This is a genomic window from Pseudomonas sp. P116 (assembly GCF_020149425.1).
GTDB classification, from domain to species: Bacteria; Pseudomonadota; Gammaproteobacteria; order Pseudomonadales; family Pseudomonadaceae; genus Aquipseudomonas; species Aquipseudomonas anatoliensis.
In genome coordinates, this window is the sequence record NZ_JACVHB010000001.1 from 1,069,393 (window position 1) to 1,084,489 (window position 15,097).

Below are 15,097 nucleotides of genomic sequence, written 5' to 3' on the forward strand. Positions count from 1 at the left end.
CTCCTACAGGGCAACGGGCCGTCAGATAATCCGCCTCAGTACGGATTGCAGTGTTGCGCTATCGCCGTCGCCTGATCAACGTAAGGCCGTGCCGGTTCAAGGTTCCACTCAGGCTTGTTCCTGACAGGCTTGCCGTCGTAGGTGGCTGCCAGATGACAAACCATCTGCCGACGCAGGGAGCCGCCATTGACGCTGTACTCGCGCCATTGCTGATCGTCTTTATGCTTGTTGTACAACTCGGCAAACATGCGATCGGTCTGATCATCCTTGATTGCCCGGCCGCAAGCGGTCGGTACCACCGAAAGCGACCAGGTGTTCGGCCCGAGTTTCGGATCGGGACGTTGTACCCAGGTGCTGGATTCGATGTACTTGCCACAGAATTGCTGTGCCGGTGGCGTCGAGGTCTGAATGCATGAGAAAGAGGCCTTGGCGACTGGCGTTCTGGGAAAATCGATCTTGATGATGTTGCGATCCTTGCCTGTTTTGGCTTTGTAATCGCGCTGATTGGCCATGGCGTCGTTCAAGCCACGTTGATCGCTGTAGAAAAACGCCAGAATGGGTAGCTCATCGGTCTTTGGATTGCCCAGTCGCAATTCAGTCTGGGTTTGAAACTCACGACTATTGATGACTTTGCGCGCCCCCAGGAAGTTGCGAAAGGCATCGACCCGTTCCTTGCTGCTCATCGGATTGCGCATGTTGAACCCACACTGCAACTGGTCTTGCTGGCGGTTGTTGTTGAATTTGCTGAAGTGCGCCAGCCAGGCATTCGGACTCAGGATGGGCGGCGCCATGGACTGGCAAACAGCCTCGGTTGGCGCGGTGTTTTTGTTGTCACCACAGCCGCGGTCATTGCGAAAGTCAGTCCAGGCGTCGTTGGGAAAAGCGCAATAGACATGCACTGGTGTCTCGGGGTCGCGTATCAGATCCCTTGGCGTAATGAGATAACCATTCTGAGTACTCATCCCCGGGTCTTCATAACTGATGCCGTCGGCCCGCATGTACGAGGCGGCAAAAGCGCCTATCTCCACGGCTTTCGGACTGGGATTCCAGACGTCCCATTTTTGCCCCTTGGCAGGGTCGGCGCGGTGCGTGCCCCTGACCAGCAATCCCGAACAGTCCGAGGCGGGATCCTGACCGCAACTGTCGACTGTTTTGTTGTACAACGACTCAACCTTTTTCAGCGTCTCGTCGCATGACTCGGCATTGGCCCATGTCGCCTGCACCAACAGCGGGAACATGAGTAATGGAGCGATTCTGTTCAAGCGTTTTTTCATGGCTTGCATCTCCTTGATTAGCCAACACACACCTTCAACGCTGGAGCGGATTGCAACCCGCAGCCCGCGTTTCGCTGTCCGATAACGCCGGTCGGAATGGCTCGAGATTCCACGGCGTTTTGTTGCGGTAATTACCCAGAACACAGCTCAATTGCTGACGCATGCTGCCGGCCGATTTTTCATTGTCACGCCAATTGCTGTCGGCGCCGTTGCGAGCAAGCAACTGGTCGTACAAAGCGCCGACCTGCTCGTTTGGCAACGCGCGACCTGCTGCTGTGGGGACGACGCTCAAGCTCCATTCATCCTTGCGGGTGCCGGGGTCGTAACGCTTGATCCAGTTGGCCGAAGCGATATAGCTCGGTGCAGACACAGCCGGCGTCGGCGTCGACGGCTCACCGCCAGAAGCCGTCAGGTCTATCGCCTGATCAGCCGCGACATAGCTGAAACGCTGCTCCGCAGGTTTGGTGAAGTCCAGTCGCAGAATCGGCACGCTGTAGCCTTGAGCCTGGAGTTTTCTCTGGAAACTGCGCGCACTGTTCAGACCGTTCTCCGGTTTCGGCGCGGCCTGATCACCACGGGTGGCGAAGTTCTGCGTGCTGTTGACGTTGTAGATAAAGGCATCGATGTACTTCATGTTTTCGCTGCCGTCGTTGGTCGCCGTGGCATTTTTCAACATGAACTCGTTGACCTGGCCACTGAACGCGAAGGGGTCTCTGTTGGTGGTGTTCGGTCGTGATTCGTGCACACGGATCATGGCGTTCCAGTCACTGGGCTTTTCCGCGTTCCAGGAACACTGGCTGTACTGGATAGGGCCCTTCATCAGCCCGGTGTACTTCTGCGTCCACTGCTCGGCGGTGCTGACGCCGGCTTCAGCGCAGGTGCCGTAGGCCAGAGCGGCATTGCGGTTATTCAACACGCCTTGGGCCGCACGTGGAGGCTCACGGCTGTCGAAAAAGCCGCAGCCATACCATTTGCGCTCCGGCCCGGTACCGCCATCGAACGCGTAGATGCAGGTGAAGCCCTGCTCCTTGACCGGCAGATTCAACGCTGCAGCATCGGTCGGGTTACGCAGGATCAAACCGGCCGGATGAATGAGGATCCGGGTGCTCAGATCCTTGCGGATCCAGGAGTAGGACGTCGCGCCGATCTTGACCGCATAAGGGCTGTAGTCCCACGGGTTGAAGGGCCCGTCGTTGACCATGCGCAAGGTCACGCCACTGCAATAGTAGAGACCACGCGCGGCACCGGTATCCGGCTCCTGGCACTCTTGCTTGAGGGTGTTGTAGTTGTGGTTGATTCGCCTGAGCGTGTCCTGCGGATCAAGCGGCGGCTGGGCGGCAACCGTAGTGCACAGTAAAGGCAGTGTGCAGGCCAGGGCGAAAGAAGGAATCCAACGCGATAGCACACCGGAGTCTGAGCGATCCATTGTCATGAGATACCGTCCTGGTAAATCGGCCTGTGGAAATGGCCGTTGAACTGACTATAGAACACGCGCAACAACTCGCCTCGGTCGATGCAGGAGCTACCGCATGGGCAGCGTATTTTTTGAAAAAGATTTGTACGGGCTGTAACGCATCGCCGTGTCGTTTCTCTAGAGGGACAAGCAAGCGCACTTCGCTTGTACAACCCAAGCTGAATCTGGAGAAACACCATGACTGCTACTACCCGCACCCTGTCCGCCACCGCCCTGGTTCTGGCCCTTGGTTCTGCGCTGAGCATCGCTAGCGTTTCGACCGCTCAGGCCGCTGACACCAAAATGGAAAAATGCTTCGGCGTGGCATTGAAAGGCAAGAACGATTGCGCGACGGGCGCTGGCACCACCTGTGCCGGCACCTCGAAAATGGATTACCAGGCCAACGCCTGGAAACTCGTTCCGGAAGGCACCTGCGCCACCACTGAGAGCAAAACCTCGCCGACCGGCTTCGGTCAGATGGACGCCTTCAAAGCCAAATCCTGACTTGCCGCCTGCCTGAGTGACGATCATGTTCACAACCCACGACCATGCCCTCCCCCGCACTCAGGCAGCCTGCGCAGCGCTCCCGCCCCGCGCCGGGTTGGGGCTCAAGACCGGGCACTTTCGTGAAGTGCTCGGTTCGCAGCCGGACATCGGTTTTTTCGAAGTCCACGCCGAAAACTACATGGTCGCTGGCGGCCCGTTTCACCATTTCCTGGGTTTGATTCGCGAGCAATATCCGTTGTCGTTGCACGGTGTCGGACTGTCCATCGGTGCTGAAGGACCACTGGACGTTCAGCATTTGCAGCGTCTCGGTGAGTTGATCGAGCGCTATCAACCGCAATCCTTTTCCGAACATCTGGCATGGTCCAGCCATGGCCCGGTGTTCCTCAATGATCTGTTGCCGCTGGCGTATGACGAGCCGACGCTGAACCGTGTTTGCGAGCATATCGACCAAGTGCAGAACACCCTCAAACGCCCCATGCTGCTGGAGAATCCGGCGTCTTATCTGGCCTTCCAACGCTCGACCATCGACGAAGCGGATTTCATTGCTGAAGTGATCCGGCGCAGCGGCTGCGGTTTGCTGCTCGACGTCAACAATGTCTACGTGTCGTGCGTCAATCATCAGCGCGATCCCTTGGCTTATCTCGATGCGTTGCCGTTGCACGCGGTCGGCGAAATTCATCTGGCCGGTTTTGCCGAAGATTCCGACAGCCTCGGCGACCGCTTGCTGATCGACGATCACGGCGCGCCCATTGATCAAGCGGTCTGGGATTTGTACCGCCAAGTGCTGGAACGCATTGGCCCGGTGGCGACGCTGATCGAGCGTGACAATCAGGTGCCACCGTTCAACGTGTTGCTGGCCGAGGCGCAGCACGCCGATGAGTTGTTGCTGCGTGCGAGGCGTACGTCATGAGCACTCACGCCGCCTTCTGCGCCGCGCTGCTCAACGCTGAATTGCCTTGCCCCGAAGGCTTGTGCAGTGCCAACGGCGCCGATCCTGAGGGCCGTTTCGCGGTGTATCGCAACAACGTGCAGAGTTCGTTGATCAATGCGCTGGCGGACAGTTACCCGGTGGTCATGCAATTGGTTGGCGAGGAATTCTTTCGTGCCATGGCGGCCATTTTCGTCCGGGGCCAGCCGCCGCGAAGTCCGTTGATGAGCCGTTACGGCGAAGATTTTGCGGATTTCATAGTCGCGTTTGAGCCGGCCTCCAGCGTGCCCTATCTGGCCGACATCGCGCGCTTGGAACACCTGCGCACCTGCGCCTACCACGCCGCCGATGCCGAGCCCGTGCGCCCGGAACAGATCGCAGAGGCACTGAACGATCCGCAGGTGTTGAGCGACCTGCGTTTCGAACTGCATCCGTCCCTGCACCTGCTGGATTCAGCCCATGCAGTGGTTGCGATCTGGGCGGCGCATCAGCAGGAGGCAACACTTGCCGGCATCGACCTCACCTGCGAACAGCACGCACTGGTACTGCGCAACGGTCTGGAGGTTGAAGTGTTTGCGCTTGAACCCGGCGCCAGCACATTCATTCGCCATCTGATCGAAGGCCAGCCACTGCTGGCGGCAGCGGAAAACAGTCCGGCATTCGATCTGGCCCAAACCCTCGGTCTGCTGATCGCGCACAACGCCATCACTCATCTGAAATTCAAGGAACAGCCATGAATAACCTGATCATCCGCGCCATCGCGCTGCTGGAAAAAATCCCCCACAGCCTGATCGCCTTTCTGGCGCGCTTCTCGATTGCAGCGGTGTTCTGGAAATCAGGCCAGACCAAGGTCGAAGGCCTGGCCATCGATCTGGTCGACGGCACCTTTCAGTTGGGCTGGCCGCGCCTGGCTGATTCGACGATTCCGCTGTTCGAAAGCGAGTACCACGTGCCGCTGCTTTCCCCCGAGATTGCGGCGCACATGGCAGCGTTTGCTGAGCACTTCTTCCCTCTTCTGATCCTGATTGGCTTCGCTACACGCTTTTCGGCGTTGGCGCTGCTGGGCATGACCCTGACCATTCAGTTGTTTGTATATCCGGATGCCTATCCGACTCACGGCACCTGGGCGGCGGTGTTGCTGTTCCTGATGGCCCGTGGCCCGGGCAGGCTGTCGATTGATCATCTGATTGCCCGACACTACAACCGCTGAATCCCTGAAACGACCGAAATCGTCGAATCGCTGAGATCCCTGTAGGAGCTGCCGAAGGCTGCGATCTTTTGATCTTAAAAGTCAAAAGATCGCAGCCTTCGGCAGCTCCTACACGGGGGAGTCGATGTTATTGAGACAGGCGATCCAACGCCTCGCCGCTACGTTTGAACCAGCCAATCAAATAGTCCGCCAATACCTGCGTGCGTTTCGGCAACCCGCCCTGATACGGATGCACCAGATACATCGGCATGCGCCGGGTCTGGTAGTCGCGCAGGAGCCAGCGCAATCGCCCGTCAGCCAGTTCCGCTTGCAGCAGGTACGAAGGCAAGCGGGCGATGCCGGCGCCGGTGAGCGCGGCTTTTTTGAGCAGATTGTAATGGTTGCTGGCGAACGGCCCCGACACCCGCACCCGCAGCAATTCGTGTTGCTGGTGGTACAACCATTCCTCGCGACCGCTGTAGTGACTGTTGAGCAAACAGCGGTGTTCGGCCAGTGCCTGGGGCGTCATTGGCTCGCCGAAGCGCTCGAGATAGTCAGGACTGGCACACGTCATTTCCTGCCAGGCCAGCAGCGGTTTGGCCACCAGTCGTTCGTCATTGGCGACCTCGCTGCGAATCGCCAGGTCAAAACCATCCCGCGAAAGATCGCGGTAGCTGTTGTTCAGTTCCAGCTCGATCTGCACCTCGGGGTATTGCTGCGAAAAATCCAGCAGCAGACCGTCGAAGAAGGTTTCTCCCAGCGAAACCGGAACCGTCATACGCACCGGCCCGGCCATGTCGTCCTTCAACCGCGCCAATGCCTGACGTGCCCTTTCCACCTGGACTACAAGTGCCTGCGCTTGGGGCAACAATGCCGCACCGGCGGCGGTCAGGCTTAAACGTCGGGTCGTACGCTGTAGCAGGACGACGGAAAACCGCGCTTCCAGCTGACTGATGCGCTTGGACAACTGGCCTTTGCTGCAACCCAGTTGCTGCGCTGCCAAGGTGAAACTGCCAGCCTCGATCAACACGGCAAACGCGGCCAGATCATCCATTTCGCTCATGGATTGTTTCCATTTGAAAACCAAAGGTTGCCCATTAGCGCGTTTATCCACAGGAAAAACCACTCTAAATTGAAACCTCGTTCAATCACTTGAGGCACAGCACGATGAAAATTCTGTTGATAGGCGCTGGCGGCACCATCGGTTCGGCCGTGGACAAAGAACTGTCGCAACGTCACGAAGTCATCCGAATCGGCCGCAACAGCGGTGATTTCCACGTCGATATCAGCGACAGTGCGTCGATTCGCAAGCTCTTCGAGCAGACCGGCAAGTTCGATGCACTGGTCTGCGCCGCCGGCAACGTGACATTCGCCCCGCTAGGTGAGATGAGTGAGGACAGCTTTGCACTGGGTCTCAAAGACAAACTGATGGGCCAGGTCAACCTACTGCTGATCGGCCGAGAGTTCGCCAACGACGGCGCCTCGTTCACTTTCACCACTGGCGTACTCAGCCACGATCCGATCCGCAGCGGCGCCTCGGCTGCGCTGGTCAACGGCGCCCTCGACAGCTTCGTCCGTGCTGCCGCCATCGAGCTGCCGCGAGGCCTGCGGGTGAACTCGATCAGCCCGACCGTTGTGCTGGAAGCGATGGGCAGTTACGCCCCGTATTTCCGTGGCTACAAGCCGGTTCCTGCGGCAGATGTGGCGTTGGCCTACGCCAAGAGTGTCGAAGGCCTGCAAACCGGTCAGACGTTTCACGTAGGTTAAGATCAAAGGAGCGCAGCCTTCGGCAGCTCCTACAGGAGATTATGCGTTTCCCTGTAGGCGCTTTTTGCATTTGCCTGACAGGCTGCGTAACGTGGCGGCACTTGTCTGGAGAGTCGAAGATGCGTGTTGCCCGTTCGTTAGTCCTTGTTGCCCTGTTGCCGTTATTCGCCGCGTGCCAGTTGTTCGATGGCCAGCGTGAAAGTGCCTCGCATGTGGGGCAGACGCGGATGCAGGGGCAACTGACCGCAGCCGACGGCAAACTGGTGTTCCAGCCGTGTCAGGATCAACGTCAATACGTGGTCAACGACATCGGCGGCACCAGCGTCCTGCAAGAGGCCGCCACCCTCGCCGATGAACAAGGCAAGCTGTTCGCCGACGTGCGCGGCAAGGTCGCCGGCGACCGACTCGATCTGACTCAGTTGTATCGCGTCGAGCGCTCCGGCACAGCCTGCGATGACCCCAATTTCAAGCTATTGATCCTGCGTGCTGCCGGCCATGGCCCGGAATGGAACGTCAAGGTCAGCGGCAAAGGCATGGTCATCGACCGCGACGGTCAGCCACCACTCGCCGTGCCTTATGTTGAAGAACAACTGGGCGATGGCCGCTTCAATCTGAGCAGTGAAGCCAACAATCAGCGCATCGAATTGTGGGTCGCACCGCAGCGCTGCGTCGACAGCAGCACTGGCAGCGTGCAGCACATGAGCGCCGAGCTGCGTATCGATGGCCAGGTGCAGCGCGGCTGCGGGTATTTCGGCGGATCGCGTAACGACTGAGTGTTTTAGCCTCACCGGATCCGGCCTTTGCGGCTTATAATCCCGGCCTTCAAACGCCCTGGCGCAGTTGTGCGCCCCGCGAACCCGGATCCTCGCCATGTTACGAATCACTGAACTCAAGCTGCCAATCGACCATCCCGAAGAAGACCTGCGCGTTGCCATCGTGCAGCGTCTGGGCATCGCCAGCGATGACCTGCTCGATTTCACCTTGTTCAAGCGCAGCTACGACGCGCGCAAAAAGTCCTCCGAACTGTGCTTCATCTACACCATCGACCTCAACGTGCGCGACGAGGCCAAGGTGTTGGGCAAGTTCGCCGACGACCGTAACGTCAACGTGGCGCCGGATGTCAGCTACAAATTCGTCGGCCAGGCGCCGAGTGACCTGAACCAGCGCCCGATCGTGGTCGGTTTCGGTCCGTGCGGAATCTTTGCCGGCCTGCTGCTGGCGCAAATGGGCTTCAAGCCGATCGTTCTGGAACGCGGCACCGAAGTCCGTCAGCGCACGAAGGACACCTGGGGCCTGTGGCGTAAAAGTGTGCTTAACCCTGAGTCCAACGTGCAGTTCGGCGAAGGCGGCGCGGGCACATTCTCCGACGGCAAGCTGTACAGCCAGATCAAGGATCCGAAGTTCCTGGGCCGCAAGGTTCTGCACGAGTTCGTCAAGGCCGGCGCACCGGAAGAAATCCTTTACGTCAGCAAGCCGCACATCGGTACGTTCCGTCTGACCGGCATGGTTGAAAACATGCGCGAGCAGATCCGCGAGCTGGGTGGCGAAGTACGCTTCCAGGAGCGCGTCAGCGACGTGCTCATCGAAGACGGCCAATTGGTCGGCGTGCAACTGGCCAGCGGCGAAACCCTGCACTCCAGACATGTGGTTCTGGCCCTCGGCCACAGCGCCCGCGACACGTTCCGCATGCTCCACAGCCGTGGCGTGTTCATGGAAGCCAAGCCGTTCTCGGTGGGTTTCCGTATTGAACACCCGCAATCGCTGATCGACCGTGCGCGTCTGGGCAAGTACGCCGGCCACCCCAAGTTGGGAGCCGCCGACTACAAACTGGTGCACCACGCCAAGAACGGCCGTTCGGTCTACAGCTTCTGCATGTGCCCGGGCGGCACCGTGGTGGCGGCGACTTCCGAGCCGAACCGGGTGGTCACCAATGGCATGAGCCAATACTCGCGTAACGAGCGCAATGCCAACTCCGGCATCGTTGTCGGCATCACCCCGGAAGTCGATTATCCGGGCGGCCCGCTGGCCGGGATCGAGTTGCAGGAACGCCTCGAATCCCACGCGTTCATCCTCGGCGGCAGCGATTACAAGGCGCCGGCGCAACTGGTCGGCGACTTCATCAACGACATTCCTTCCACCGAACTGGGGGAAGTCGAGCCGTCGTACAAGCCGGGAGTCGCGTTGGGTGATCTGTCGCTGGCGCTGCCGGACTTCGCTATTGAAGCGATTCGCGAAGCCTTGCCGGCGTTCGAGAAGCAGATTCGCGGTTACTCGCTGCACGATGCGGTGTTGACCGGGATCGAGACGCGCACATCGTCGCCACTGCGCATCACGCGCAACGAAACGCTGCAGAGCATGAACGTGAAGGGCTTGTTCCCGGCCGGTGAAGGCGCGGGTTATGCGGGCGGGATTCTGTCGGCGGGTGTCGACGGGATTCGGATTGCCGAGGCTGTGGCTCGGGATATTCTGGGCCTCAAAGCGTAAATCTCAAGATCAAAAGATCGCAGCCTTCGGCAGCTCCTACAGGAATGTATTCTCTTGTAGGAGCTGCCGAAGGCTGCGATCTTTTTGCTTTTAAATGTTGGCGCGCAGGACAGAGGTCGGCAGCGCCTCACCACGCTCGGCACTCGCCGCCACTGCCTCGATCAACCCGTCCAGCTCATACCCCTGAGCCTCGAGCCATTGCTGATCGTAGTAGGTGTCGGCATAACGCTCGCCGCCATCGCACAGAATCGCCACGATAGAACCCGATTCCCCCGCCGCTTTCATCTGCTGCGCCGCCATCAGTGCGCCAATCAGATTGGTCCCGCTCGACCCACCGACGTGCCGTCCCAGCCGCTGCGCCAGATAATGCATGGCCGCCAGTGACAAGGCGTCCGGCACCTTGACCATCGCATCGATCACCTTGGGCAGGAAGGACGCCTCCACCCGTGGCCGACCGATGCCTTCGATCCGCGAACCGCAATCCAGGCGCAGGCTGGCGTCGCCAGTCTGGTAGTAATCGAAAAACACCGACCGTTCGGCGTCCGCACACAACACGCGGGTGCAGTGCTGACGATAGCGTACGTAACGGCCGAGGGTAGCGGTGGTGCCGCCGGTGCCGGGGCTGGAAATCAGCCAGCTCGGCTCGGGATGCTGCTCGTAGCGCATCTGCTGGAAGATCGATTCGGCGATATTGTTGTTCGCCCGCCAGTCGGTGGCGCGCTCGGCATAGGTGAACTGGTCGATGAAGTGGCCGCCGTGCTCGCGAGCCAGGCGTTCGGATTCGGCGTAGATCTGCGTCGGATCTTTCACCAGGTGGCTTTGCCCACCGTAGAAAGCGATCTGGGCAATTTTCTCTTTGGACGTGGTCGCCGGCATCACCGCAATAAACGGCAGACCCAGCATGCGCGCGAAATACGCTTCGGAAATCGCCGTCGAACCGCTGGACGCCTCAATCACCGGCGCACCGGGTTTGAGCCAGCCGTTACACAGTGCATAGAGGAACAATGAGCGGGCCAGACGATGCTTGAGGCTGCCGGTCGGATGACTGGATTCGTCCTTGAAATACAACTCGATGCCCGCAAAACCCGGCAGCGGCAAGGGGATCAGGTGGGTGTCGGCGCTGCGCTGGAAATCCGCTTCAATGATGCGGATGGCTTCGCGGGCCCACTGTCGGTTGTCGCTCATGGTCAGGGTTCTCGGTCGAATCGGGCGGGAGTTCAGCCTCCTCGAAGGCTCTCTCGCAAGCTTAGGAAAATTCCTGCATCGCGCACAGATACAGCTGAGTCTCAATGTGTCAGGCAACTGCTAGGCTGACCTTGGCTTTTGCAGCAGACGCGTTGTAACGACATATAACAAAAAAGAATATAACTTTTGTTTTAACAACTAACGGTACGGGTTAGGGTGTTCCACCTTTTTGACTTATCGATGGAGAGCGACCTTGCCTCTGCGTAGCACTTTCACGCGTTTCTTTCAGTTGGAAGCTGCCAGCGGTCTATTACTGATCGCTGCGGCCATCCTCGCTTTGATTATCAACAACTCACAGCTGTCGTGGCTGTACACGGGCCTGCTCGACACCCCGGTGGTGGCGCAGATCGGTGCGTTGAAAATCGCTAAACCCCTGCTGCTGTGGATCAACGACGGCTTGATGGCGCTGTTCTTCCTGCTGATCGGCCTGGAAGTGAAGCGCGAGGTGCTTGACGGTCAGTTGTCCAGGCCATCGCAGCTCGTCCTGCCCGGTGCGGCCGCTATTGGCGGCATGCTGGTGCCGGCGTTGATCTACTGGTTCCTCAACCGCGACAACCCTGCTGCCCTCGACGGTTGGGCGATCCCGACCGCCACCGACATCGCCTTCGCCCTCGGCGTACTGGCCCTGCTTGGCAAACGCGTACCGGTGTCGTTGAAGCTGTTCCTGATGACGCTGGCGATCATCGATGACCTCGGCGCCATCGTGATCATTGCGATCTTCTACTCCGGCGATCTCTCGACCCTGTCGCTGGGTCTGGCAGCGGCGTGCATTGCCGCATTGGTGGCGCTGAACCGCCTCGGCGTGGTCAAGATTGGCCCGTACATGATCATCGGCCTGATCCTGTGGGTGTGCGTACTCAAGAGCGGTGTGCACGCGACGTTGGCCGGCGTAACCCTGGCCTTCTGCATTCCGCTGCGCACGAAAAACGCCGAGCCTTCGCCGCTGCTGACCCTCGAACACGCGCTGCATCCATGGGTCGCCTACGGCATCTTGCCACTGTTCGCGTTCGCCAACGCTGGCCTGTCGCTGAGTGGCGTCACCGTCGAAAGCTTCACCCATCACGTACCCATGGGCATTGCAGTGGGCCTGTTGCTGGGCAAGACCGTCGGTGTGTTCGGCCTGACCTGGCTGGCCGTGAAGATGGGCATCGCCGCCCTGCCTCAGGGCGCCAATTGGGGTCAGGTGCTGGGGGTCGCGATTCTTTGCGGAATCGGCTTCACCATGAGCCTGTTTGTCGGTTCGCTAGCCTTCGTTCCGGGTGCCAGTGAGTACGCGGGCATGGACCGAATGGGCATTCTGACCGGCTCGCTGTTCGCCGCGTTGATTGGTTATGCAGTGACGGCGGCGGCGAGCCGCAAGAGCACTGCTTTGCCGAATACATAAAACGTTTGTGAAGGGCTTTTGTGGCGAGGGAGCTTGCTCCCTCGCCATAAGTTACGCGCTCTTCACATAAGTAGCGAACAATCCCCACCTCATTAGCGACTCGTCCTACAGCCACAACTCCCGTGCTTCGTTAACGTCGTGCAGCCCTTTCCAAGGGACTGTCGATGGATGAACGCAAGGACGATCAGTGGCTCGCAACAAGGACATTCCCCGGGTTTCCAACCCACCCGCGGGTGACGGCCATCACGTCACTTACCGCTATATGACGTCCAGCGAACTCGCTGAACGCGACGCCCGACAAAACGCTTATGACGCCATGTTGGCGCGACAGGACGCGTTTGAGCGAGCCCTTGAAGTTGCCGCCAAAAAGCCCGAACCCATCCGCGCCGGCTGCGTATTCGCCAAGTCCTGCAAGTTGCCAGACGCGATCATTGATTACTCCAACCCTTCCGGGATGGTGCCGACCGATAGCCTGAAGGATTACGGCGAGCTGATTCTGCTGGGCGCCCGTGAGGCTGATGCGAACGGCGCTGTTGCGCTGAAGAAAATCAGCGCGACCGCCACCCCAACGGGGATCGGTGGTTTTACTCTGGCCGGCTCTGCCTTCGAAGCGTTACCTGCCGTCGCCGCCAGTACCGCAGCGGCCACCCTGGTGGGATTGGTCGCGCTATTCATGCCGTCAAGCCTTGGCGACAGCGCTCTCTACACCGACGATCAACTGCGCGCCCTCAAACAGGCCCGCACCCGCGTACGCCTGCGAATCGAACAGCAGGCCGACGGTCGCCTCAAGGGATACGCCTTCTATACCGGTAAGAATCGCGATTGGGAAATGGTGGATGTCGTGCAATTCATCGTGCGCGACGGCCAGTTCGTCGCGGTTCTGGACAAAGATAGAGGTGTCGAACTGATCTGGACCCCGGCCGTGGATGGCTCAGACATCCTCGGTATTCCGGCGCTGGAGGCCGCCCCGCAGGCACCGCATATCTGGGTTTTTCCACCGACGAAAGCGGCGGATGGGATTCTGGTAAATCCGGTTTATCCGCCGGAGTACGAGGATTTCATTCTGGTGTTTCCGGTGGGTTCGGGTGTCAAACCGCTCTACATCGTAATCAACGAGGCGCGTAAAGGTTTAGCGACCGCGGGACATAGCTATCATCAACCTCCGAAAACAGAAGAAATCACCGCGTTCCCCGGTCTGAAGACCGCCAAAAAAATGAATCCGGTACAAGGTGGTGGAGGACTTCGAAAACGATGGACAGATGCCAAGGGCAAGAGAATTTACGAATGGGACTCAATGCACGGTGAACTGGAAGAATATCGTGCAAGTGATGGAGCCCATTTGGGAGCGTTTGACCCTGCGACAGGGGAACGACGAGAAGATCCCAAGCCTGAAAGAAGCATCCGAAAAAAATACTTGTGAGGTAATGATGGGACTGAAAATAGTTTTGGAGTGGTACGACAAGAGAACCGCCATTGGGCAAGGCGAGGAATTGTCCAAGGATTTAGGCGACGATGAGTCCGTACTAAATGCATTGGGGATCCCAGTGGAAAACAATATCAACAATGGAGGATTCAATGTCCTAGGACACTGGGTCGACATTATTCAGCCTTTTTTTCAGCACCCTATCGCCATGGACATATACGACTATCAAATTGCTTTTGAGTACAGCGACAACTGGTAGTACTGCACATGATCTACATCATTGAGGCCTTCGACAAAACGACTGACCTTCTCGTATTCGAGGAAAAACTTCCGTGCGGACATGATGAAAAAATAAAACTCATCATGGGTTGGACGGAAGAACAATGGGGCTGGGAAGGCTACGATCTTGAAGTGCATCAGCTTGAGGCGTTGGAAAAATTACTCGCCAAAAAAGTTCATGACCATCAGTGCTTTTTCCAGCTGACGTGTAACGTGAACACCCGGTAAATATATAAAAACCCCGACCAGTCACCTGATCGGGGTTTTCTTTACCCTAAATTCCGCTTAGTGCGAAACGCGGCTAGTCCCGTCAACAGTCGAAATCCGTACTCGCTCACCAACACGGAACACTTCATTCTCCTGAACCTGCTGCACGTAGGCGCGCATGCTGCCGTCGTCTTCACGAACGGTGATTTCCACGCCTTGAGTACGGGTAAGGCCTTCTTCGGTTGCGGAACCGAGCAGACCACCCGCCACCGCACCGATGACAGCAGCAACGATACTGCCCTTGCCGCCGCCGATAGCGCTGCCACCAACACCGCCGACCACAGCGCCTGCTGCGCCGCCGATCGGGGTCTTGGTGCCTTCGATTTTGACCGGACGCAGGGATTCGATGGTGCCCATGCGAATCGTCTGCACGCGACGCGCTTCGTCACGGGAGTAGGAGTCGCCGGTCAGGCTCGATTGGCAGCCGGTAAGCAACATCGCCATCGTGGAAAAGGAAGCAATCAGCAGAACAGACTTACGCATAGCATCAACTCCAAAAGAACATCTATTCATTAAACTCTGCAGCTTGACGTCTGTCACGACGCAGTGCGGATAAATTGGCTTTCATTCAGGCGAGGTACAGACGCCTGTGCGCTTCTGTCAGAAGCCCTACCTTAGCGCCAAATGGCCGATCCTGCGCCACCGCCCCGAGGATTTTCATGGATTACTTCATCATCGTCGTTACCACCGTTGCCGGTCTGTACTTCCACGGGTGGTTGTACTTGCGGATCAAACGCTGGATGGACCGCGACCTGGCGCTGTCACTGGCCGGCAAAGATGAAGGCAAACGTGCCTTCATGCTCGATCAGTTGGCCCGCGCTCAAGCGCTGAAGATCAAACGTAGAGACCTGCCGATGTGGCTGGAGGCCGCAGCGGCAGGCTATCTCGCTCGGTAGA

Annotated in this window: 17 protein-coding genes; 12 read left to right on the forward strand and 5 right to left on the reverse strand. The window is 58.6% G+C overall.

Annotation, left to right across the window (positions count from 1 at the left end):
* Window positions 1-35: 35 nt before the first annotated feature.
* Together ICA15_RS05215 and ICA15_RS05220 are read right to left on the reverse strand one after the other, a co-directional pair.
* Window positions 36-1,274 (reverse strand): DUF2599 domain-containing protein, encoded by a 1,239-nt coding sequence (locus ICA15_RS05215; protein WP_210553812.1) that lies wholly within the window; start codon window positions 1,272-1,274, stop codon window positions 36-38.
* A 34-nt stretch (window positions 1,275-1,308) separates the two neighbouring features.
* Window positions 1,309-2,706 (reverse strand): DUF2599 domain-containing protein, encoded by a 1,398-nt coding sequence (locus ICA15_RS05220; protein ID WP_210553813.1) that lies wholly within the window; start codon window positions 2,704-2,706, stop codon window positions 1,309-1,311.
* 219 nt (window positions 2,707-2,925) lie between these two features.
* Here ICA15_RS05220 and ICA15_RS05225 point away from each other — a divergent pair, with 219 nt between their 5' ends.
* From ICA15_RS05225 to ICA15_RS05240, 4 genes are read left to right on the forward strand one after another with little or no spacing between them, the layout of a single operon-like run.
* Entirely contained in the window at window positions 2,926-3,231 is a 306-nt protein-coding gene (locus ICA15_RS05225) for a DUF2282 domain-containing protein (RefSeq protein WP_210553814.1), read from the forward strand.
* Window positions 3,232-3,256: 25 nt separating this feature from the next.
* Window positions 3,257-4,144 carry a DUF692 domain-containing protein gene (locus tag ICA15_RS05230; protein WP_210553815.1) on the forward strand — a complete coding sequence of 296 codons (888 nt, stop codon included), beginning with the start codon at window positions 3,257-3,259 and terminating at the stop codon, window positions 4,142-4,144.
* The gene (locus tag ICA15_RS05235; RefSeq protein WP_210553816.1) at window positions 4,141-4,899 is read left to right on the forward strand and encodes a DUF2063 domain-containing protein; all 759 of its coding nucleotides are present in this window, start codon (window positions 4,141-4,143) and stop codon (window positions 4,897-4,899) included. The genes ICA15_RS05230 and ICA15_RS05235 overlap by 4 nt, the downstream gene beginning before the upstream one ends.
* Window positions 4,896-5,372, forward strand: a complete 477-nt coding sequence (locus ICA15_RS05240) for a DoxX family protein (RefSeq protein WP_210553817.1) — start codon at window positions 4,896-4,898, stop codon at window positions 5,370-5,372. The genes ICA15_RS05235 and ICA15_RS05240 overlap by 4 nt, the downstream gene beginning before the upstream one ends.
* Before the next feature lie 127 nt (window positions 5,373-5,499).
* Here ICA15_RS05240 and ICA15_RS05245 read toward each other — a convergent pair whose 3' ends face one another.
* On the reverse strand, window positions 5,500-6,414 hold the full coding sequence (locus ICA15_RS05245) for a LysR family transcriptional regulator (RefSeq protein ID WP_150618030.1): 915 nt from the start codon (window positions 6,412-6,414) through the stop codon (window positions 5,500-5,502).
* Window positions 6,415-6,518: 104 nt separating this feature from the next.
* On the opposite strand from ICA15_RS05245, the gene ICA15_RS05250 reads away from it, so the two are divergent.
* The 3 genes from ICA15_RS05250 (at window position 6,519) to ICA15_RS05260 (ending at window position 9,602) form a co-directional block, all read left to right on the forward strand.
* Window positions 6,519-7,118: a short chain dehydrogenase gene (locus tag ICA15_RS05250; protein WP_210553818.1), complete on the forward strand. Its 600-nt coding sequence runs from the start codon at window positions 6,519-6,521 to the stop codon at window positions 7,116-7,118.
* A gap of 119 nt (window positions 7,119-7,237) precedes the next feature.
* Entirely contained in the window at window positions 7,238-7,891 is a 654-nt protein-coding gene (locus tag ICA15_RS05255; protein WP_042557980.1) for a COG3650 family protein, read from the forward strand.
* A 97-nt stretch (window positions 7,892-7,988) separates the two neighbouring features.
* Window positions 7,989-9,602, forward strand: a complete 1,614-nt coding sequence (locus ICA15_RS05260) for an NAD(P)/FAD-dependent oxidoreductase (RefSeq protein ID WP_210553819.1) — start codon at window positions 7,989-7,991, stop codon at window positions 9,600-9,602.
* Between the two features lie 90 nt (window positions 9,603-9,692).
* On the opposite strand, the gene ICA15_RS05265 is transcribed toward ICA15_RS05260, so the two are convergent.
* Complete coding sequence (locus ICA15_RS05265) at window positions 9,693-10,787, reverse strand: PLP-dependent cysteine synthase family protein (RefSeq protein WP_411959645.1); 1,095 nt, start codon at window positions 10,785-10,787, stop codon at window positions 9,693-9,695.
* Window positions 10,788-11,040: 253 nt separating this feature from the next.
* Between ICA15_RS05265 and nhaA the strand changes: the two genes are divergently transcribed.
* The 4 genes from nhaA (at window position 11,041) to ICA15_RS05285 (ending at window position 14,161) form a co-directional block, all read left to right on the forward strand.
* Window positions 11,041-12,231 (forward strand): Na+/H+ antiporter NhaA, encoded by a 1,191-nt coding sequence (nhaA, locus tag ICA15_RS05270; RefSeq protein WP_210553820.1) that lies wholly within the window; start codon window positions 11,041-11,043, stop codon window positions 12,229-12,231.
* Between the two features lie 187 nt (window positions 12,232-12,418).
* A complete protein-coding gene (locus tag ICA15_RS05275) occupies window positions 12,419-13,651 on the forward strand; it encodes a colicin E3/pyocin S6 family cytotoxin (protein WP_210553821.1) in 1,233 nt (410 codons plus the stop codon).
* A 4-nt stretch (window positions 13,652-13,655) separates the two neighbouring features.
* Window positions 13,656-13,913 carry a colicin E3-like toxin immunity protein gene (locus tag ICA15_RS05280; RefSeq protein WP_395602003.1) on the forward strand — a complete coding sequence of 86 codons (258 nt, stop codon included), beginning with the start codon at window positions 13,656-13,658 and terminating at the stop codon, window positions 13,911-13,913.
* Window positions 13,914-13,921: 8 nt separating this feature from the next.
* A complete protein-coding gene (locus tag ICA15_RS05285) occupies window positions 13,922-14,161 on the forward strand; it encodes a hypothetical protein (RefSeq protein WP_210553822.1) in 240 nt (79 codons plus the stop codon).
* Between the two features lie 57 nt (window positions 14,162-14,218).
* Here the strand turns inward: ICA15_RS05285 and ICA15_RS05290 are convergent, their stop codons facing one another.
* Entirely contained in the window at window positions 14,219-14,683 is a 465-nt protein-coding gene (locus ICA15_RS05290; RefSeq protein WP_150604944.1) for a glycine zipper 2TM domain-containing protein, read from the reverse strand.
* A gap of 176 nt (window positions 14,684-14,859) precedes the next feature.
* Between ICA15_RS05290 and ICA15_RS05295 the strand changes: the two genes are divergently transcribed.
* Window positions 14,860-15,096 (forward strand): hypothetical protein, encoded by a 237-nt coding sequence (locus tag ICA15_RS05295; protein ID WP_047300016.1) that lies wholly within the window; start codon window positions 14,860-14,862, stop codon window positions 15,094-15,096.
* Window position 15,097 lies beyond the last annotated feature (1 nt).

Coding starts and splice junctions, on each gene's coding strand:
- ICA15_RS05220 (WP_210553813.1), bottom strand. CDS start 2,706: ATGACAATGGATCGCTCAGACTCCGGTGTGCTATCGCGTTGGATTCCT.
- ICA15_RS05290 (WP_150604944.1), bottom strand. CDS start 14,683: ATGCGTAAGTCTGTTCTGCTGATTGCTTCCTTTTCCACGATGGCGATG.
- ICA15_RS05265 (WP_411959645.1), bottom strand. CDS start 10,787: ATGAGCGACAACCGACAGTGGGCCCGCGAAGCCATCCGCATCATTGAA.
- ICA15_RS05215 (WP_210553812.1), bottom strand. CDS start 1,274: ATGAAAAAACGCTTGAACAGAATCGCTCCATTACTCATGTTCCCGCTG.
- ICA15_RS05260 (WP_210553819.1), top strand. CDS start 7,989: ATGTTACGAATCACTGAACTCAAGCTGCCAATCGACCATCCCGAAGAA.
- ICA15_RS05255 (WP_042557980.1), top strand. CDS start 7,238: ATGCGTGTTGCCCGTTCGTTAGTCCTTGTTGCCCTGTTGCCGTTATTC.
- ICA15_RS05240 (WP_210553817.1), top strand. CDS start 4,896: ATGAATAACCTGATCATCCGCGCCATCGCGCTGCTGGAAAAAATCCCC.
- ICA15_RS05230 (WP_210553815.1), top strand. CDS start 3,257: ATGTTCACAACCCACGACCATGCCCTCCCCCGCACTCAGGCAGCCTGC.
- ICA15_RS05235 (WP_210553816.1), top strand. CDS start 4,141: ATGAGCACTCACGCCGCCTTCTGCGCCGCGCTGCTCAACGCTGAATTG.
- ICA15_RS05295 (WP_047300016.1), top strand. CDS start 14,860: ATGGATTACTTCATCATCGTCGTTACCACCGTTGCCGGTCTGTACTTC.
- ICA15_RS05250 (WP_210553818.1), top strand. CDS start 6,519: ATGAAAATTCTGTTGATAGGCGCTGGCGGCACCATCGGTTCGGCCGTG.
- ICA15_RS05225 (WP_210553814.1), top strand. CDS start 2,926: ATGACTGCTACTACCCGCACCCTGTCCGCCACCGCCCTGGTTCTGGCC.
- ICA15_RS05280 (WP_395602003.1), top strand. CDS start 13,656: ATGATGGGACTGAAAATAGTTTTGGAGTGGTACGACAAGAGAACCGCC.
- ICA15_RS05245 (WP_150618030.1), bottom strand. CDS start 6,414: ATGAGCGAAATGGATGATCTGGCCGCGTTTGCCGTGTTGATCGAGGCT.
- ICA15_RS05285 (WP_210553822.1), top strand. CDS start 13,922: ATGATCTACATCATTGAGGCCTTCGACAAAACGACTGACCTTCTCGTA.